This window comes from Burkholderia sp. BCC0322 (genome assembly GCF_902833045.1).
Lineage (GTDB): Bacteria > Pseudomonadota > Gammaproteobacteria > Burkholderiales > Burkholderiaceae > Burkholderia.
On the sequence record NZ_CADFDU010000004.1, the window covers coordinates 454,443 to 469,795 of the forward strand.

At 67.2% G+C, this 15,353-nt stretch carries 15 protein-coding genes; 9 read left to right on the forward strand and 6 right to left on the reverse strand.

What is annotated here, in order from left to right:
• Window positions 1–8 precede the first annotated feature (8 nt).
• Entirely contained in the window at window positions 9–1,061 is a 1,053-nt protein-coding gene (locus HWX39_RS15275) for an SPFH domain-containing protein (RefSeq protein ID WP_175968849.1), read from the reverse strand.
• 27 nt (window positions 1,062–1,088) lie between these two features.
• Window positions 1,089–1,475 carry a DUF350 domain-containing protein gene (locus HWX39_RS15280; RefSeq protein ID WP_175968850.1) on the reverse strand — a complete coding sequence of 129 codons (387 nt, stop codon included), beginning with the start codon at window positions 1,473–1,475 and terminating at the stop codon, window positions 1,089–1,091.
• Window positions 1,476–1,611: 136 nt separating this feature from the next.
• Between HWX39_RS15280 and HWX39_RS15285 the strand changes: the two genes are divergently transcribed.
• From HWX39_RS15285 to HWX39_RS15310, 6 genes are all read left to right on the forward strand, one after another.
• Entirely contained in the window at window positions 1,612–3,126 is a 1,515-nt protein-coding gene (locus tag HWX39_RS15285) for a polyamine aminopropyltransferase (protein WP_175968851.1), read from the forward strand.
• Entirely contained in the window at window positions 3,126–4,745 is a 1,620-nt protein-coding gene (locus HWX39_RS15290; protein ID WP_175968852.1) for an NAD(P)-binding protein, read from the forward strand. The genes HWX39_RS15285 and HWX39_RS15290 overlap by 1 nt, the downstream gene beginning before the upstream one ends.
• A gap of 124 nt (window positions 4,746–4,869) precedes the next feature.
• Window positions 4,870–5,622 (forward strand): N-acetylmuramoyl-L-alanine amidase, encoded by a 753-nt coding sequence (locus tag HWX39_RS15295; RefSeq protein ID WP_175968853.1) that lies wholly within the window; start codon window positions 4,870–4,872, stop codon window positions 5,620–5,622.
• A gap of 53 nt (window positions 5,623–5,675) precedes the next feature.
• Window positions 5,676–6,065: a lysozyme inhibitor LprI family protein gene (locus tag HWX39_RS15300; RefSeq protein ID WP_174936940.1), complete on the forward strand. Its 390-nt coding sequence runs from the start codon at window positions 5,676–5,678 to the stop codon at window positions 6,063–6,065.
• A 93-nt stretch (window positions 6,066–6,158) separates the two neighbouring features.
• Complete coding sequence (locus HWX39_RS15305) at window positions 6,159–6,737, forward strand: hypothetical protein (protein WP_175968854.1); 579 nt, start codon at window positions 6,159–6,161, stop codon at window positions 6,735–6,737.
• A 50-nt stretch (window positions 6,738–6,787) separates the two neighbouring features.
• On the forward strand, window positions 6,788–7,327 hold the full coding sequence (locus HWX39_RS15310; RefSeq protein WP_175968855.1) for a GNAT family N-acetyltransferase: 540 nt from the start codon (window positions 6,788–6,790) through the stop codon (window positions 7,325–7,327).
• On the opposite strand, the gene HWX39_RS15315 is transcribed toward HWX39_RS15310, so the two are convergent.
• Complete coding sequence (locus tag HWX39_RS15315) at window positions 7,322–8,242, reverse strand: LysR family transcriptional regulator (protein WP_175968988.1); 921 nt, start codon at window positions 8,240–8,242, stop codon at window positions 7,322–7,324. The two genes, HWX39_RS15310 and HWX39_RS15315, sit on opposite strands and share 6 nt — an antisense overlap.
• A 153-nt stretch (window positions 8,243–8,395) precedes the next feature.
• Here HWX39_RS15315 and HWX39_RS15320 point away from each other — a divergent pair, with 153 nt between their 5' ends.
• Window positions 8,396–9,586, forward strand: a complete 1,191-nt coding sequence (locus HWX39_RS15320) for an FAD-dependent oxidoreductase (protein ID WP_175968856.1) — start codon at window positions 8,396–8,398, stop codon at window positions 9,584–9,586.
• A 26-nt stretch (window positions 9,587–9,612) separates the two neighbouring features.
• Here the strand turns inward: HWX39_RS15320 and HWX39_RS15325 are convergent, their stop codons facing one another.
• From HWX39_RS15325 to HWX39_RS15335, 3 genes are all read right to left on the reverse strand, one after another.
• Entirely contained in the window at window positions 9,613–10,959 is a 1,347-nt protein-coding gene (locus HWX39_RS15325; RefSeq protein WP_175968857.1) for a glutamine synthetase family protein, read from the reverse strand.
• Between the two features lie 152 nt (window positions 10,960–11,111).
• Window positions 11,112–11,669, reverse strand: coding sequence for an XRE family transcriptional regulator (locus HWX39_RS15330; protein WP_175968858.1), 558 nt, complete (start codon window positions 11,667–11,669; stop codon window positions 11,112–11,114).
• A 17-nt stretch (window positions 11,670–11,686) separates the two neighbouring features.
• Entirely contained in the window at window positions 11,687–12,976 is a 1,290-nt protein-coding gene (locus HWX39_RS15335; RefSeq protein WP_175968859.1) for an FAD-binding oxidoreductase, read from the reverse strand.
• Between the two features lie 773 nt (window positions 12,977–13,749).
• Here HWX39_RS15335 and HWX39_RS15340 point away from each other — a divergent pair.
• Together HWX39_RS15340 and HWX39_RS15345 are read left to right on the forward strand one after the other, a co-directional pair.
• On the forward strand, window positions 13,750–14,898 hold the full coding sequence (locus tag HWX39_RS15340; RefSeq protein WP_175968860.1) for an acyl-CoA dehydrogenase family protein: 1,149 nt from the start codon (window positions 13,750–13,752) through the stop codon (window positions 14,896–14,898).
• A gap of 34 nt (window positions 14,899–14,932) precedes the next feature.
• On the forward strand, window positions 14,933–15,337 hold the full coding sequence (locus HWX39_RS15345) for a hotdog domain-containing protein (RefSeq protein WP_175968861.1): 405 nt from the start codon (window positions 14,933–14,935) through the stop codon (window positions 15,335–15,337).
• Window positions 15,338–15,353: the final 16 nt, after the last annotated feature.

A 15,353-nucleotide genomic window follows, 5' to 3' on the forward strand; every position in this document is an offset into this window, starting at 1 on the left:
CGCGACGCTTACCGGGTCAGCTTCGCGAGGATCTCGGCCTTCGCGCGCGAATATTCGTCTTCGGTCACGAGGCCCTTGTCGAACAGCGCCTTCAACTGTTCGAGCCGCTGCACGTAATCAGTGCCCTCCGCCGGCGCGGCAGGCTGTGCGGCCGCCACCGGCGCGGCGGGGGGCGCGGGCGGTGCAGCCGGCGCCGATTGCGCGACACCCGCCATCTGGCCGGCCATCGCCTGCCCGATCGCCGCACCCGCGGCGAGCCCCGCGCCGATCCCGGCGATGCCGCCCGGGTTCTGCGCGGCGAGCGGAATCGCCTGCGCGGTCTGGTATTGCGTGGCGCGGGCAAGATCCCCGGCCATCCCCGCGCCGATCCGCAGGTCGAGCGCCTTCTGCAGCTCCGCAGGCAGCGACACGCTCTCGACCGCGAACGCATCGAGCGCAAGGCCGTAGCGCGTAAACACCGGCGCCAGCGCCTCCGCGACGCGCTGCGACAGCAGCGACTGGTTCGCGGCCATGTCGACGAACGGTACGTCGGCCGAGCCGAACGTGGTGCTCATCGCGGTGACCACCAGGTTGCGCAGTTGCTGTTCGAGATCGTCGACCGTGTACTGCGCGCGCGTGCCGCTGACCTCGCGATAGAACGCGCCCGCGTCGACGATCCGGTACGAGTAGATGCCGAACGCACGCACCTGCACGAAGCCGAATTCGCGGTCGCGGATCGTCACCGGCTGCGCGGTGCCCCAGCGCCGGCCGAGCTGTAGCCGCGTGCTGAAGAAATACACGTCCGATTTGAAAGGCGACTGAAAGAGTTTGTCCCAGTTCTTCAGGTACGTGAGCACCGGCAGCGTATTCGTTTCCAGCGTGTACAGCCCCGCCTGGAAGATGTCGGCGACCTTGCCTTCGTTGACGAAGATCGCGACCTGCGTTTCGCGCACGGTCAGTTTGCCGCCGTAGCGGATTTCCATGTCTTCCATCGGATAGCGCCAGGCCAGCACGCCGTCGGTGTCTTCGGTCCATTGCAGGACGTCGACGAACTGCTTGCGGATAAACGATCCCAGACTCATGTCGGTCTCCTCGAAACGCGTGGCGCGTCAGGTCAGGCAGGCGGCATTGATGATGCCGACGACAAGCGACGCGGTGCCCATCAGGCCGCCCATCGCGACGTTGCGATCCTCGATTGCATGATTCATGCCGGGCATCAGGCGCGTCAGCGCCGCATAGGTGATCAGTTGCACGGCCATCGCGCCGACGGCCCAGATCACGACTTCTCCGAGCGTGGAATTGTGCGCGATGCTGGATGCGAGCGTCAGGCAGAAGCCGACCAGCGCACCGCCGAACGACAGCGTCGCGGCCGCGTTGCCGTCGCGGATCAGCGCCAGTTCGTCGAACGGGGTGACCTTCAGGTACACTGCCGCGAACACGAGAAGCAGCACGAACGCCGACAATAAATGAACCGCATAGAGATAGGCACTATTCATTCTTTCCCTCGGATCTTGTGCTCGGTTCGCCGCCCCGTCGCCAGCCGGCTTGTGTGGGGCCAGCGGACGGATGGCCGCCCCACAAAAGTCCGCGCCAGTATATCCACATTGCCGATCGCTGCACAACGGACGCACCATGCTGCATAGGCGCGCGCTCGTCCTGTCGATTCTCGTGCTCGCGTCGTGCGGGCTCGGCTACGAACTGATCAGCAGTGCGCTGTCCAGCTACCTGCTCGGCGATTCGATCCTGCAGTTCTCGTCGGTGATCGGTTGCTACCTGTTTGCGATGGGGATCGGCTCGTGGCTCGCGAAGTTCGTCGAGGACGACGACGTGCTCGACCGCTTCGTCGACATCGAGCTGCTCGTCGGCCTGCTCGGCGGCGTGTCGGCCGCGCTGCTGTTTGCCGTGTTCGCGTGGCTCGCCGCGCCGTTTCGCGCGGCGCTCTATGCCCTGGTGCTGGCGCTCGGCCTGCTGATCGGGATGGAGATCCCGCTCGTGATGCGCGCGTTCCAGCAGCGACGCCAGGCGTTCCGCCATACCGTCAGCGAAGTGCTGACCTTCGACTATCTCGGCTCGCTCGCCGTGTCGCTGATCTTCCCGCTGGTACTCGCGCCGCGTCTCGGCCTGCTGCGCACCAGCTTTCTGTTTGGGCTCCTGAACGCGTTCGTCGCGCTGTGGACGACACACCTGTTCCGTGACGAGATCCGCAACGTGCGCGGCAAGCTGATGCGCGCATCGCTCGTGATCGGGCTGCTCGTCGCCGGCTTCGCGCTGTCGGACCGCATCACGCACTGGGCCGAGCACGGCGTGTACGGCGACGAGACGATCTACTCGGAAACGACGCCGTACCAGCGCATCGTGCTCACGCAGTGGCACGACGACATGAGGCTGTACCTGAACGGCAACCTGCAGTTCTCGTCGCGCGACGAGCATCGCTATCACGAGGCGCTGATCCACCCGACGATCGAGGCGCTGCCGTGGGCGAAGCGCGTGCTCGTGCTCGGCGGCGGCGACGGCCTCGCGGTGCGTGAACTGCTGAAGCACCGCAACCTCGAACGGATCACGCTCGTCGATCTCGATCCCGCGATGACGAAGCTGTTCTCGACGTCCGCACCGCTCGTCAAGCTGAACCAGGGCTCGCTGAAGGACCCGCGCGTACACGTGATCAACGACGATGCGGTGCGCTGGCTCGAATCGAATGCCGACGTGTACGACGCGATCGTCGTCGACTTCCCCGACCCGACCAACTTCGGGCTCGGCCGGCTGTATTCGGTGCCCGTGTTCCGGTTGCTCGCCCGCCACCTGTCGGAGAACGGCTACGCGGTGATCCAGTCGACGTCGCCGTATTTCGCGCCGCACGCGTACTGGACCATCATCGCGACGCTGCATGAAGCCGGGCTCAACACGTGGCCGTACCACTGCTACGTGCCGTCGTTCGGCGACTGGGGCTTCGTGATCGCCGGCAAGCGGCGCGACTTCACGGTGCCGACGCACTACTCGGTGCCCATGCGCTGGCTCGACGCGCAGACGGCCGTCGAGATGTTCCACTTCCCGGCCGACATGCCGGCGCTGCCGATGTCGCCGAACGAACTCAACGACCAGCCGCTCGTGCGCCGTTTCGACGACGACTGGAAACACGTGCTGCGCTGATGGACCGCCGCACGTTCCTCGTCGCGTCGGCGGCCGCGTCGCTTGCCGCCTGCGGGCGCACCGGCTGGCTCGAGACGACGCCGCATGTCAACTACCCCGGCATGCGCGAAGGCCATGCGCTGCGCGACCATGCGACGCTGCCGCCGCCGTCCGGCACGATCGAGACCGACATCGCGATCCTCGGCGCGGGCGCTGCCGGGCTGTCATGCGCATGGCAGCTCGCGCGTGCGGGACACAAGCGCTTCACGGTGCTCGCGGGCCCCGAATTCGGCGGCAACGCGGCCGGCGGCCGCTTCGGCGATCTCGGCTATCCGAAAGGCGCGCACTACCTGCCGCTGCCATCACTCGAATCCGCGCATCTGCGCGACATGCTCGCCGATCTCGGCGTGATCGAATCGGCGCCGTTCTCCGCGCGCCCCGTGTACGACGAGCGCGTGCTCGTCCATGCACCCGACGAGCGGCTCTTCATCGCCGGGCAGTGGCAGGACGGCCTCGTGCCGACGGCCGGCCTCGGCGCCGACGAGCTCGCGCAACAGGCACGCTTCTTCGCGTACACGGACGGGCTGCGCAGCGCGCGCGGCGCCGATGGCCGCAAGGTGTTCTGCATCCCGATCGCGGAATCGTCACGCGACCCGCGCTGGCGCGCGCTGGACCGGCGCTCGTTCCGCCAGTGGCTGCTCGACGAGGGCTACACCGCGAAGTCGCTGCACTGGTACCTGAACTATTGCTGCCGCGACGACTACGGCGCGGGATACGAGCACGTGTCCGCATGGGCAGGCCTGCATTATTTCTCGTCGCGCGGCGCTCACGCCGGCGATGCCGGCGACGGCGCGGTGCTGACCTGGCCCGACGGGCTGCACACGATGGTGACGAAGCTGAGCGATTCGATCACCGCGCGCACCGGCTCGAACGCATGGTCGCGCGATGGCTTCGCCGTGCGCGCGACCGAACGCGCGGGCGGCGTCGACGTGCTATGCGCACGCATCGGCAACGACGGCGCGCTGTCGACGTTCGTGCTGAAGGCGCGGCGCGTCGTCAGCGCGATGCCGCTGTTCGTCGCGGCGCGCGTATTTCCGCAGCTGGCCGCGTATGGCTTCGATCCCGCGCGCGACCTGCCGCCGCGCGCGCCGTGGCTCGTGTCCAACTTCCTGCTCGACGGCATGCCGGCCGAAGCAGCCGGCGTGCCGCTCGCGTGGGACAACGTCGTCTACGACGGCGCAGGGCTCGGCTATGTCGTGTCGACGCACCAGTTGATCCGCATGTCGCCGCCGACGCGCTCGGTGTTCTCCGCGTACCAGGCGTTGAGCACGCAAGCGCCGGACGACACGCGCCGCTGGCTTGCACAGGCCCAACCCGACGCGTTGCGCGAACAGGCGGCGACCGACTTGCAGGCCGTCTACGGGCGCGATCTGTGGAAACACGCGACGGCGCTCGAGATCACCATGCGCGGTCACGCGATGGCGACGCCCGATGTCGGCTTCCTGAGCCGGCCGGGGCTGCTCGCGCTGCGCGATGCCGACGGCCCGGTCGTGTTCGCGCATGCCGACCTGTCGGGGCTGTCGCTGTTCGAGGAAGCGTCGTACTGGGGCATGCTCGCCGCCCGGCGCACGTTGGCCTGACGGTCGTCATCCGTCATTGCGGCGCCACCGCCACCCGCTATAATCGCCCGACATTCCGACTGCCTTGAGCAGGCCGACGGTGCCGCACCGCCTGACGCGCCGTATGCCCTCCTCGACAACAACAATGACGAACCGAACCATCCGACGCCTTCGCCCGTTCGTGCGCGCCGCCGCGCGCGTGCTCGCCTGCGCCCCGCTGCTCGGCGCGCCGCTTGCGCTCCATGCGGCCGGCACCGACACCGCGCCCGCCTCCGGGCGCTACATCGTCGTCGACACCGGCCATACGCCGGCTCACCCGGGTTCCACCGGCGCGAGCGGCCGCGTCGAATACCTGTACAACCTCGACCTGTCCGCGGCGGTCGCCGAGAAACTCGTCGCGCATGGCGACCGCGTGCTGCGCACGTCGGCCGACGGCCGCGAGATCGCGCTCGACCAGCGTTCGACGCAGGCGCCCGACGCGAACCTGTTCGTGTCGATCCATCACGACTCGATGCAGCAGCAGTTCATCGACGCGGGCCGCCAGCGCGAATTCCGCGGCTTCTCGGTGTTCGTGTCGGAACGCAATCCGCACTATGCGGAAAGCCTGCGGTGCGCGAAGGCGATTGCCGAGCGGCTGGTCGCGTCCGGCGAGCGGCCGTCGCTGTATCACGCGCAGCCGATCCGCGGCGAGAATCGCCCGCTGATCGACCCGCAACTCGGCATCCACCGCTTCGACGATCTCGTCGTGTTGCGCACCGCGCCGATTCCGGCCGTGCTCGTCGAAGCCGGCGTGATCGTCAATCCGGACGAGGAAGCGCGGCTTGCGCGGCGCGAGACGATCCAGAAGCTGTCCACTGCGATCGCGGGCGGCATCGACACGTGCACCGCGCCGAAATAAATGACGGCATCCCCGTCGGACTCAACGGTTTTCACCCAGTCAGGAGCATCACCATGAAAATGAAGAATCTGCTCGCATCCTGCGCGCTGCTCGCGCTTGCCGTTCCGTTCGCCGCGCACGCGGCCGGCTGCGCGAAGCCGCACAGCGCATTCGACCAGGTGTACTGCAGCAGCACCCAGTTCTCGCAGACCGACCGTGACCTCAACGACGAGTACGGCCGCCTGCGCAAGCAACTGAGCAGCGACCAGCAGGCGACGCTGAAGGCCGGCCAGCTCGCATGGCTGAAGCAACGCGACGCGCAGTGCAGCGAGACGCGCAACAACGGCTACCTCGTGGATCTCCAGTGCGCGACCGACATGACGCAGTCGCGGCTGTCGTTCCTGCGCGAGCGTGAACGCGAGTGCACGAGCACGGGTTGCGTGACGTCGAAGCTCGGCGACTAAGGGCTTCGCGCGACCCGCGCCGCGAAGCGTTTCGCGGCGCGGCGCTTCATGCCGTTGCGAACCCTCCGCTTCGGCACCGCGAAAGGAGCGGCGATGCGACAAGCATTCCCTGAAGTCCTCAACGATCTGGTCGACTATTTTCTCGTCGGCGATCTCCTGCTGCTGAAGCGCTTCAAGGAACGGCAGGGGCTGCCGGACGACGTCGCGACGGCGTTCACGACGAGCGACAGCGGCGATCGCGCCGTGCTCGAAGGCGTCGTCATTCCGCTGGCCGGCATCGAGAATCATCCGTACACGATCATCTTCACGCTGGATGACGCAACACCCGAACTGCTGAAGACGGGAAGCCGCCTGCAGCATCGGCGCGGTGGGTACGTGCTGCGCGTCGAACATCGTTCGATCATGCTCTATACGTGGCGGATTCTCGAACGCTTCAACGACGCAACGGTCGATGCGCTGCTCGCGCGTTACCGCGAACCGGGCAGGCCCGTGATCGAAATCGACAACGGCTGGTATGACGTCGATATCCTCGGTGGCGAAGTGCCGCGCAACGGCTGGTTCGAGCCTGCGTTCGAATTCGTGCTGAAGAAAACCGACGTGCCGGGCGATGCATCACAGGTGGATATCCACTACCGTTTTGCGATCGACGGCAGCCTGGATCCGGCGAATTGAATCCCGCACACGACGGCGCGGCACACGGCACCCGATCAGACGGAACACACATGACATCGAACACGATGAACATCGACATCCGCCCTGCCACGCCCGCCGATGCCCCGGCCATCGCCGCCATCCACGTCGCATCGTGGCAGGCTACCTACCCGGGCATCATGCCGGCCCCGTTCCTCGCCGGCCTGTCGGTCGAAAAGCGCACCGCTTCTTGGCGCCAAGCGCTCGACGCCGGCCGGCCGCGCGTTGCGCTCGCGTTCGCGGAAAGCGGCCCGACGGGCTGGATCGCCTTCGGTCCGACGCGCGACACCGACAAGGATCGCACCTGGGGTGAAATCGAAGCGATCTACCTGCATCCGACGCATTGCGGGCAAGGCGTCGGCGCGGCGCTGGTCGACCATGCATGCGATGCGCTGCATGACATGGGCCGTGCGTGGGTGTCGCTCTGGGTGCTGGTCAAGAACCATCGAGCACGGGCGTTTTATGAACGCGAGGGTTTCGTTGCCGAAGACGACATCAAGACGTTCGAGATCGACGGTGCGCCGATCGAAGAAGTGCGCTATTGGCGCGCGTTGCCGAAACGAACGTCATGACGGCATCGCTTCCTCCACCGCAAGGCGCGCCTGCATCAGCTGCAGCAACTCGCGGATCTTCGCGTTGACCGAATTGCGGCTCGAATAGGCGGCCAACAGTTCGAGCGGCGCCGGCGTCATCTCCAGTGGCACGCGCACGAGCCGCCCGGCGGCCAGCTCGGCCGCGCATCCTCGTTCGACGAGAATCGCGAAGCCGATCCCGTTTACCGCCGCCAGCCCCGCCATCTCGCCGCTATTGACGCGATACCGGCTGGCGACCGGAATCTTGTGAATCCGCCCGTCGTCGCCGGCGAACTGCCACGGCTGCCCTTTCAGCGTGCTCAACGTCGTGATGCACGGCAATTGCCTGAGCTGCTCCGTCCGGGTCGGCATGCCCGTGCGCTCGATCAGCGACGGCGCCGCCACGACGACGCTCGGCAGGCTCACGAGCGGCCTGACGACGAACGCACTGTCGTCCAGCTTGCCGCGATTGACGATGACCGACAGGTCGATATCGTCGCGCAGTGTCGAGACCCCTGCGAGGCTCGTATCGCAGTCGATTTCGACACGCGGATGGCGGCGGGCGAATTCCGCGACGATCGGCCCGAGCATGCGCGGCCCGATTTCGCCGGGCACGCAGAGCTTCAGCACGCCGCGCAGCTCCGTCTGCTGCGAGGTCAGTTCGAACTCGGCGAGCGTCAGTGCATCGAGCATCGGCTTCGCGCGCTCGTGCAGCAGGCGCCCGGCCTCCGTCATGCGCAGGTGCCGCGTGCTGCGTTCCAGCAAGCGCACACCGAGCCTCGACTCCAGTTGCGCCACATGACGGCTCACGTTGGAACCGGGTATCGACAGCACACGCGCAGCGCCGGCAAAGCTGCCTTCGTCGACGACCGACACGAACACGCGCACCGCGTTCAGATCCAGCTTGCTGCGCATCATTCTCCCGTTTTTGGTATCAAAGCTCGCCGCTTTTCATGGCTTATCCCGTTCGCGACCGTAATTTACGATGCGGATCCAGTCAAGGCGTGGCCGCCGGCGCACGATCCCGCGCCGATGCGAGCACGCGCACGAACCTACGGGAGCATCAACATGGATATCGCCATTCTCGGCGCCGGCGTGGCCGGCATGAGCACCGCGCTTGCGCTTGCCGGGCAGGGGCACCGGATACGGCTCTACGAACGCAGGGCGTCCGGGACGACGATGGGCGCCGGTGTCGTGTTATGGCCGAATGCCGGCTTCGTGCTCGAGCAACTCGGCCTGCTGCCGGACATCGCCGCGGTCAGCGGCCATCTGCACGCGATGCGGTGCATGGACCGGCACGGCACCCCGTTCAAGCGTTTCGATATCGGCGAACTCGACCGACACATGGGTTTCCAGACGCGCTCGATCCTGCGGCGCGACCTGCAGGCCGTGCTGGCTCGGCATGTCGCCGCGCACGACATCGAAGTCTGCTTCGGCTACTGCGCGACGGCCATCGACATCGGCACTGACGGCCGCGCCGTCGTTCATTTCGACAACGGCGCGACGATCACTCCCGATCTCGTGATCGGCGCGGACGGCCGCATGAACTCCGTAGCGCGACGCCATGTGGTCGGCGACGCCACGCCCGTCTATCAGGGTTTCGTCAACTGGATCGGCGTCGCGCAGAGCGATGTGCCGCTGGTCGACGAAGTGTCGATATTCGACTATTGGGGCCAGCGCGAGCGATTCGGCATCGTCGCGGTGGACCGGCATCGCCTGTACTGGGCGGCGGCCCGGGCCGAGGCCGAAATCGCCGACGACAACGACAGCAACAGCGACGCTGCGGCGCCGGATGATCCAGGCCCGCTGCTGGAACGGCTCTTCGACGGCTGGCCGGCGCCGATCGCAGACGTGATGCGTGCGACGCCGCCGCACACGATCGCGAAGATCCGCGTGCACGATCTCGATCCGGTCGATGTATGGCACCGCGGCAATGTGCTGCTGATCGGCGATGCCGCACACGCGCCGCTCCCCACCTCCGGACAGGGCGCATGCCAGGCGCTCGAGGACGCGTGGCATCTCGCGCGTTGCCTCGACGAGCATGGAAAAGGCAGCGACCTCAATGCCGCGCTCGTGTCGTTCACGGTGCGACGCAGCCGGAAAACCGCAGCGATCACGCTACGCGCACGCGCGTTCGCTCACCGGCTGTTCGCCAACGACACGCATGAAGCTGCCCGACAAGCCGATCCGGTCGCCGAAATCGAGGCGCTCGCGAACGCGTGGGGAGCGGGACTGCCGATGGTGCAGGCACGGGACTGACAAGCCCCGCAAGCGATGGCATCCGATCACAAGAACCACCGATACTCCCGCGCGCCAATCTCATTGCGAAAATCCAGTTCCTCCTGCCGCTTGTTCTCGCAATACACCATCACGAACTCGCCGCCGAGCCCTTCGCGCACGGCCGCATGATCCTGCATCGCCGCGACGGCCGACAGCATCTCCTTCGGAAAGTCGATCCCGCTGCCGCGATCCTCGTTGAGCGGCGCGATCGGCTCCAGCTTCGCGTCGAGCCCGTGCTCCATCCCGACGAGAATCGCCGCGAGCACGAGGTACGGGTTCGCGTCCGCACTGGCGAGCCGGTGTTCGATCCGCAGGTTGCGCGCATCCGACTCGGGAATCCGGATGCACGCATCGCGATCCTCGAAGCCCCAGCTCGCGCGGCTCGCCGCGTTCACCATCGAACCGTAACGCCGAAACGCGTTGTGATTCGGCGCGAACACGGGCATGCAATGCGGCAGCAGTGCGAGGCATCCGGCCACCGCATGCCGCAGCGGCCGCTGCCCGTCCGCCGCGAGCAGGTTGCGCCCCGCATCGTCGTAGAGGCTCACGTGCACGTGCATCCCGCTGCCCGGCGCATGCAGGTACGGCTTGCCCATGAAGCTCGCGCGATAACCGTGCTGCAATGCGACGCCGCGCGTGCTGCGGCAGAACATCGCCGACCAGTCGGCCGCGCGCAACCCGTCGTCGCAATGGCCGAAGTTGATCTCGAACTGGCCCGGCCCGAGTTCGGCGGTGATCACGGTCGCGTCGATCCCCTGCATGCACGCGACGTCGACCATCTCGTGCAACACGTCGGAGAAGCGCGACAGGCGCTCGATATGCATGTTCGGCTGATCGTCGCGATCATCGGACAGGCGGTCGCGCGGATACTTCGGCATCCCCTCTTCGAGCTGTGCGGCGAACAGGTAGAACTCGAGCTCGAACGCGACGACCGGCCGGATGCCGCGCCGCGCGAACCGCTCCAGCACGCGCGCGAGCACCTCGCGTGGCTCGAACTCGACCGGCGCGTCGGTGCCGTCCGTCGTGATCAGCATCTGGCCGAGCGGCTGCTTCTCCCAGGTCACCGGCTTCAGCGTGCCGGGGACCAATCGGCGCACGGCGTCCGGGTCACCGTCGTTGAAACAGTAGTCGCCGATCTTGTAGAGGCCGCCCTGCGTGCCGAGCAGGATGCAGTTCTGCGGCAGCTTCAGCAGCGCGCCGGCCGCGACCTTTTCGAGCGCATCGACCGGGTAGCGCTTGCCGTAGAAATGTCCGGGCAGGTCGAGGCAGATCAGGTCGACATAACGGATCTCCGGGTGCGCCTGCCGGAATGCGCGGACTTCAGCGACCAGCGCGGGAACGACGTCAGCCATGTCTCATCCTTTCCATGTCTTGTATGGCGGTGCCGCAGCGCGGCGAACCGGATTCACGCGGTACATTCGACGACGAACGCCGCATTTAAATCAGTACTGCAAACAGGCTGCGTGACGCGGCGGCCTGCTGCACCGCCCGCCCCGCCGACAACTCAGGTGAATACCCAGATCACGCGCGTCGGCGCGTCGGTCAGGTTGGCGTAACGGAAGCGCTTGTGCGCTGGCAGCTGGAATGCGTCGTTCCGGCCAAGCGTGACGGGCGTATCGTCGCCGTCGATCCAGATCGTCAGTTCTCCTTCAAGCACGAAGCCGCCCTGCTCGTCGCTGTCGTCGACAGGCCGCTCGCCGCTGCTCGCGCCCGGCGCGAGATGGCTTTCGAGGATCGAGAAGCGCGAGCGCATGTTCGGCGACACGAGGATGTCGGTAATGCCGGCCGCGTAATACACGGTGCGCCGCTCGTCGGGCCGCGTCACCCACGGCACGCTGCGCGGCTTGCTCAGGCTGTAGAAATAGGTGGTCGGCACGCCGAGCGCCTCGCCGATCGCGGTGAGATCCGCAACCGTCGGGCGCGACAGCCCGCGCTCGACCTGTGACAGAAAGCCGACCGAGCGGCCGATCCGTTCCGCGAGATCGTTGAGCGTGACCTTGCGATGCTTGCGCAGGTCGCGGATCAGGATCGCCAGGCTTTCTATCTCTTCCTGTTCATTCATGGTGGGTTCCGGTGCAGTCAGACGGTATCGCGCAGACGGTACCAGGCCTTGCCGATCGCCTCCAGCGGCGCGGCGAATCGGCCGCCGCCGGGGAAGCGCGGGTTGCGGATGCGCTGGTACTGCGCGAGCAGGCGTTCGTCGCCGAGCACCGCGTCGGCCACCGCCCGCGCACCGGCGAGCGTCGGCAGCACGCCGTGCCCCGAGAACCCCTGCAGCCAGAAACGCTGCCCGTGGCGGCCGATGTCCGGCGTGCGGCGCATGCTGATGTCGATATGGCCGCCCCACGCGTAATCGAGCGGCACGCCGGCCAGTTGCGGGAACACGCGTTCGAGGTGCGGGCGCGTCGCGGCCGCGATATCGGCCGGAATGCCGCCGAGATACGTGCAGCCGCCGCCGAACAGCAGCCGGTTGTCGGGGCTCAGGCGGAAATAGTCGGGCACGAACTGGTTGTCGATCACGCAACTGTTCCGCGGCAGCAGCGAACGGGCGACGTCGGGCGCGAGCGGCGTAGTCGCGACCTGGTACGTGCCGACCGGCAGCAACCGGCGCGCGAGATCGCGATCGAGCCGGTCGACATACGCGTTGCAGGCCAGCACCAGTACGTCAGCGCGCACTTCGCCACGCGCCGTGCGGGCAATGTGACCGCCGGCCGTCTCGCGGCAGTCGAGCACGCGACTCTGCTCGAAGATGCGGCCGCCCGTGCGCTCGATCGTCTGCGCGAGGCCGAGCGCGAGCTTCAGCGGATTGAGGTGGCCGGCCTCGGGATCGTAGAGCGCCGCAAGATAACGCGTGCCGCCGATCCATTCGGGCATTTCAGCCTGGCCGATCACGCGCAGCCGGTCGTAGCCCCAGCGCTCGGCCGCTTCGTCGCGGGCCTGCGCGAGCATCGCGACACGCCGTGGCCGCACCGCTGCCCACAGGCTGCCGGGCCGGTAGTCGATATCGAAACCGTGCCTGGCCGGCAGTTCGCGCACCTCGGCCGCGGCCCAGCGCATGCTGTCCCACAGCAGGCGCGCGCCGTCGCGGCCGAGCGAATCCTCGAGCGGCTGCATGTCGCACGACCAGCCGAGCAACGCCTGCCCGCCATTGCGGCCCGATGCGGCCCACGCGACGCGGCTCGCTTCGAGCACGACGACACGCTTGCCGGCCAGCGCCAGGCGCAACGCCGTATGCAGCCCGCTGAACCCCGCGCCGACGACGAGCACGTCGGTGTCGATGCGCCCCTCCAGTTCCGGACGATGCGGGATCGGCGCCGGGTAGGTGCCGGCGTAGTAGCTTGCGACGTGACGGTCGGACTGCACGAACATGCGGGCTCCCGTGAAATTTACGCCAATAAATTTCATGAAAAATTAGCACGGCAATTTCACGGGGGCAAGCTGGAAATGCTTTCCGCCGATCGCCAGAACAGGACGGCAAGATCGGGCGCGCCGAATCGTCGGATCATTTCCATTCCGAATTTCGTCGTCGAGTGCCCCGATGCAACGCAAGTGCGGCCCGGCAGCAGTCCGACCTGTCGGCCACGACACGGGCATCCTGACGCGCCGGCATCCGGCGCGAACGAGCTGCCACTCACGCCACCCTGACTCCGCCACGACGCGATATTCGTCACCGCATTCGCTCCGCGCGGGCATTCGACACGCCACCGGCAAGGTTGTCGCCCTCGCGCGCAACGAGCATGCCGACCCGCTTCCACTCACGAGAGCTCGCGCAGTTCGAATCGCATCTTTTCAAATAATCTGTAGTGCGAACTCAATTGACTCAAGCCGTTTGAAAAATTCATCGACAGCCCGGCGCCGTCTCGCCGTCACGATCGACGCGCGGCAGCGCCTTCACCGGCCGGTGCGCCATCATTTCCCGTCGCCGAAGCGCCCCGACTCGCGCGGCGCTGCTTCGCGACGATGCGTGCGACCGGCGTCACGACCTCGCTCGACAAGCGTGCGCCACCGTTCGCCGCATCGCTCGTTTCGCCCGGATCATCCCCTGATGCGTGCCGCGCCGGAGTGCAATAACTGACAGTTTCTCGGCCGGGGGCTTTTCATTAGATTGGCGACACGATCCATGCAAAGTCTCGCTCCCTGACATGACCCTCACTGCCAGCGAAGTACAGCACACGACGACCGCCACGTTCCGCGACATCGCCGAACGCCATGCGCGGTCCGCCCCTTCCGGCTCATTCCATCGCGAAGCATGGGATGCATTGTCCGAGGCGGGACTGTGGCGCCTGCCGGTAGCGCGCGAACTCGGCGGTGCGGGAAGCACGTGGCGCGACTTCATCGACGCATTCGAGACGATTGCCGCGGCGCAGCGCTCCGTCGGCTTCGCGATGGCGCTCGCCAACCAGGCGACGCTGATTCGTGCGATCGTCGCATACGGCTCCGACGCGCAGCGCGCCCGGCATCTGCCGCCGCTGCTGTCCGGCGCCATCGGCGCCACGGCGATCTCGGAGAAAGGCACCGGCACCGAAGTGCGCGCGCTCGAAACCCGCCTCGCGCGCGACGGCGACCACTACCGGCTCGACGGCCACAAGTACAACATCAGCCACGCGCCCGAAGCGCGCCTGATGATGATCGTCGCGACCCTGGCCGGCGATGGCAAGCCGGCCACCGCGCTGGTGCTGATCGATCCCGCACGCGCAGGCGTGCAGCGCACCGCGCCGCAGGCCACGCTCGGTGTCACGGACCTGCCGATCGGCGACCTCGCGTTGTCCGGCGTACGCGTCGAGGCCGACGAGTTGCTCGGCGCGCCCGGCGACGGACTGCGCCTGCTGATGGACATCGCGTCGATGAATCGCGCGCTGTTCGGCCTGCTGTGCGCGAACGTCACCCAGCCGTTCCTCGCCGACGCACTCGCACACACCGGCGCCCGCAAGACGCTCGGCGTCGCGCTGGACACGCATCAGCACGTGCAGCGCCGGCTGGTCGACGTCCAGGTCGGCATCGAGCGCACCCGCTGGACGGCGCGCGCCGCGCTCGACTTGCTCGTCGAGCAGCGTCCCGAAGCCCTCGCGAACTGTTCGATCGCGAAGCTCGCGGGCGCGCGCGATCTCGCGCAGGCCGCACTGCACCTGCTTGCGATTCACGGCAGCGACGGCTACCGGCACGGTCCGCTCGCCACCTTCGTCGCCGACGCGCTCGCAATGGGATCGGCCGGCGGCACCGAGGAAATGCATTACCGGAACATCTTCAGCCAGATGCAACGACGCGCGGCCGCCACGGCGCGCGCGGCGTAACCGCTCACTTTCACCCCCCCTTCAGGAGTTTCCCTTGACTATCCAGACTGGCCTGCGCGCCCGCGCCACTCACCGCGTCGACACGATTTCGCTTGCCGATCAATGGGGAGGCGAAGCGCACGCGCTCGCGAGCCCGATCATGATCATCTTCATCGAGCAGACCTGCATGCAGGCGACCGACCATCTGCTGCCGGACGGGCAGATGACGGTGGGCTACAACTTCGAGATCAAGCATCTCGCACCGACGCCGCCCGAATGGGAAGTGACGGTCGACGCCGAACTGATCGAGGTCGACGGCCGCATGATGACGTACCGGGTCGAAGTGCGCGACGCGGTGGGCGTGGTCGGCGAAGGCGTGCATACGCGCTGCGCGGTGAGCCGCGACGGCTTCCATCGCCGTCTCGCCGAGCGGCGCGACAGCACGGCGCTCGCGCGCTAACGAGCCGGAGCCCGAC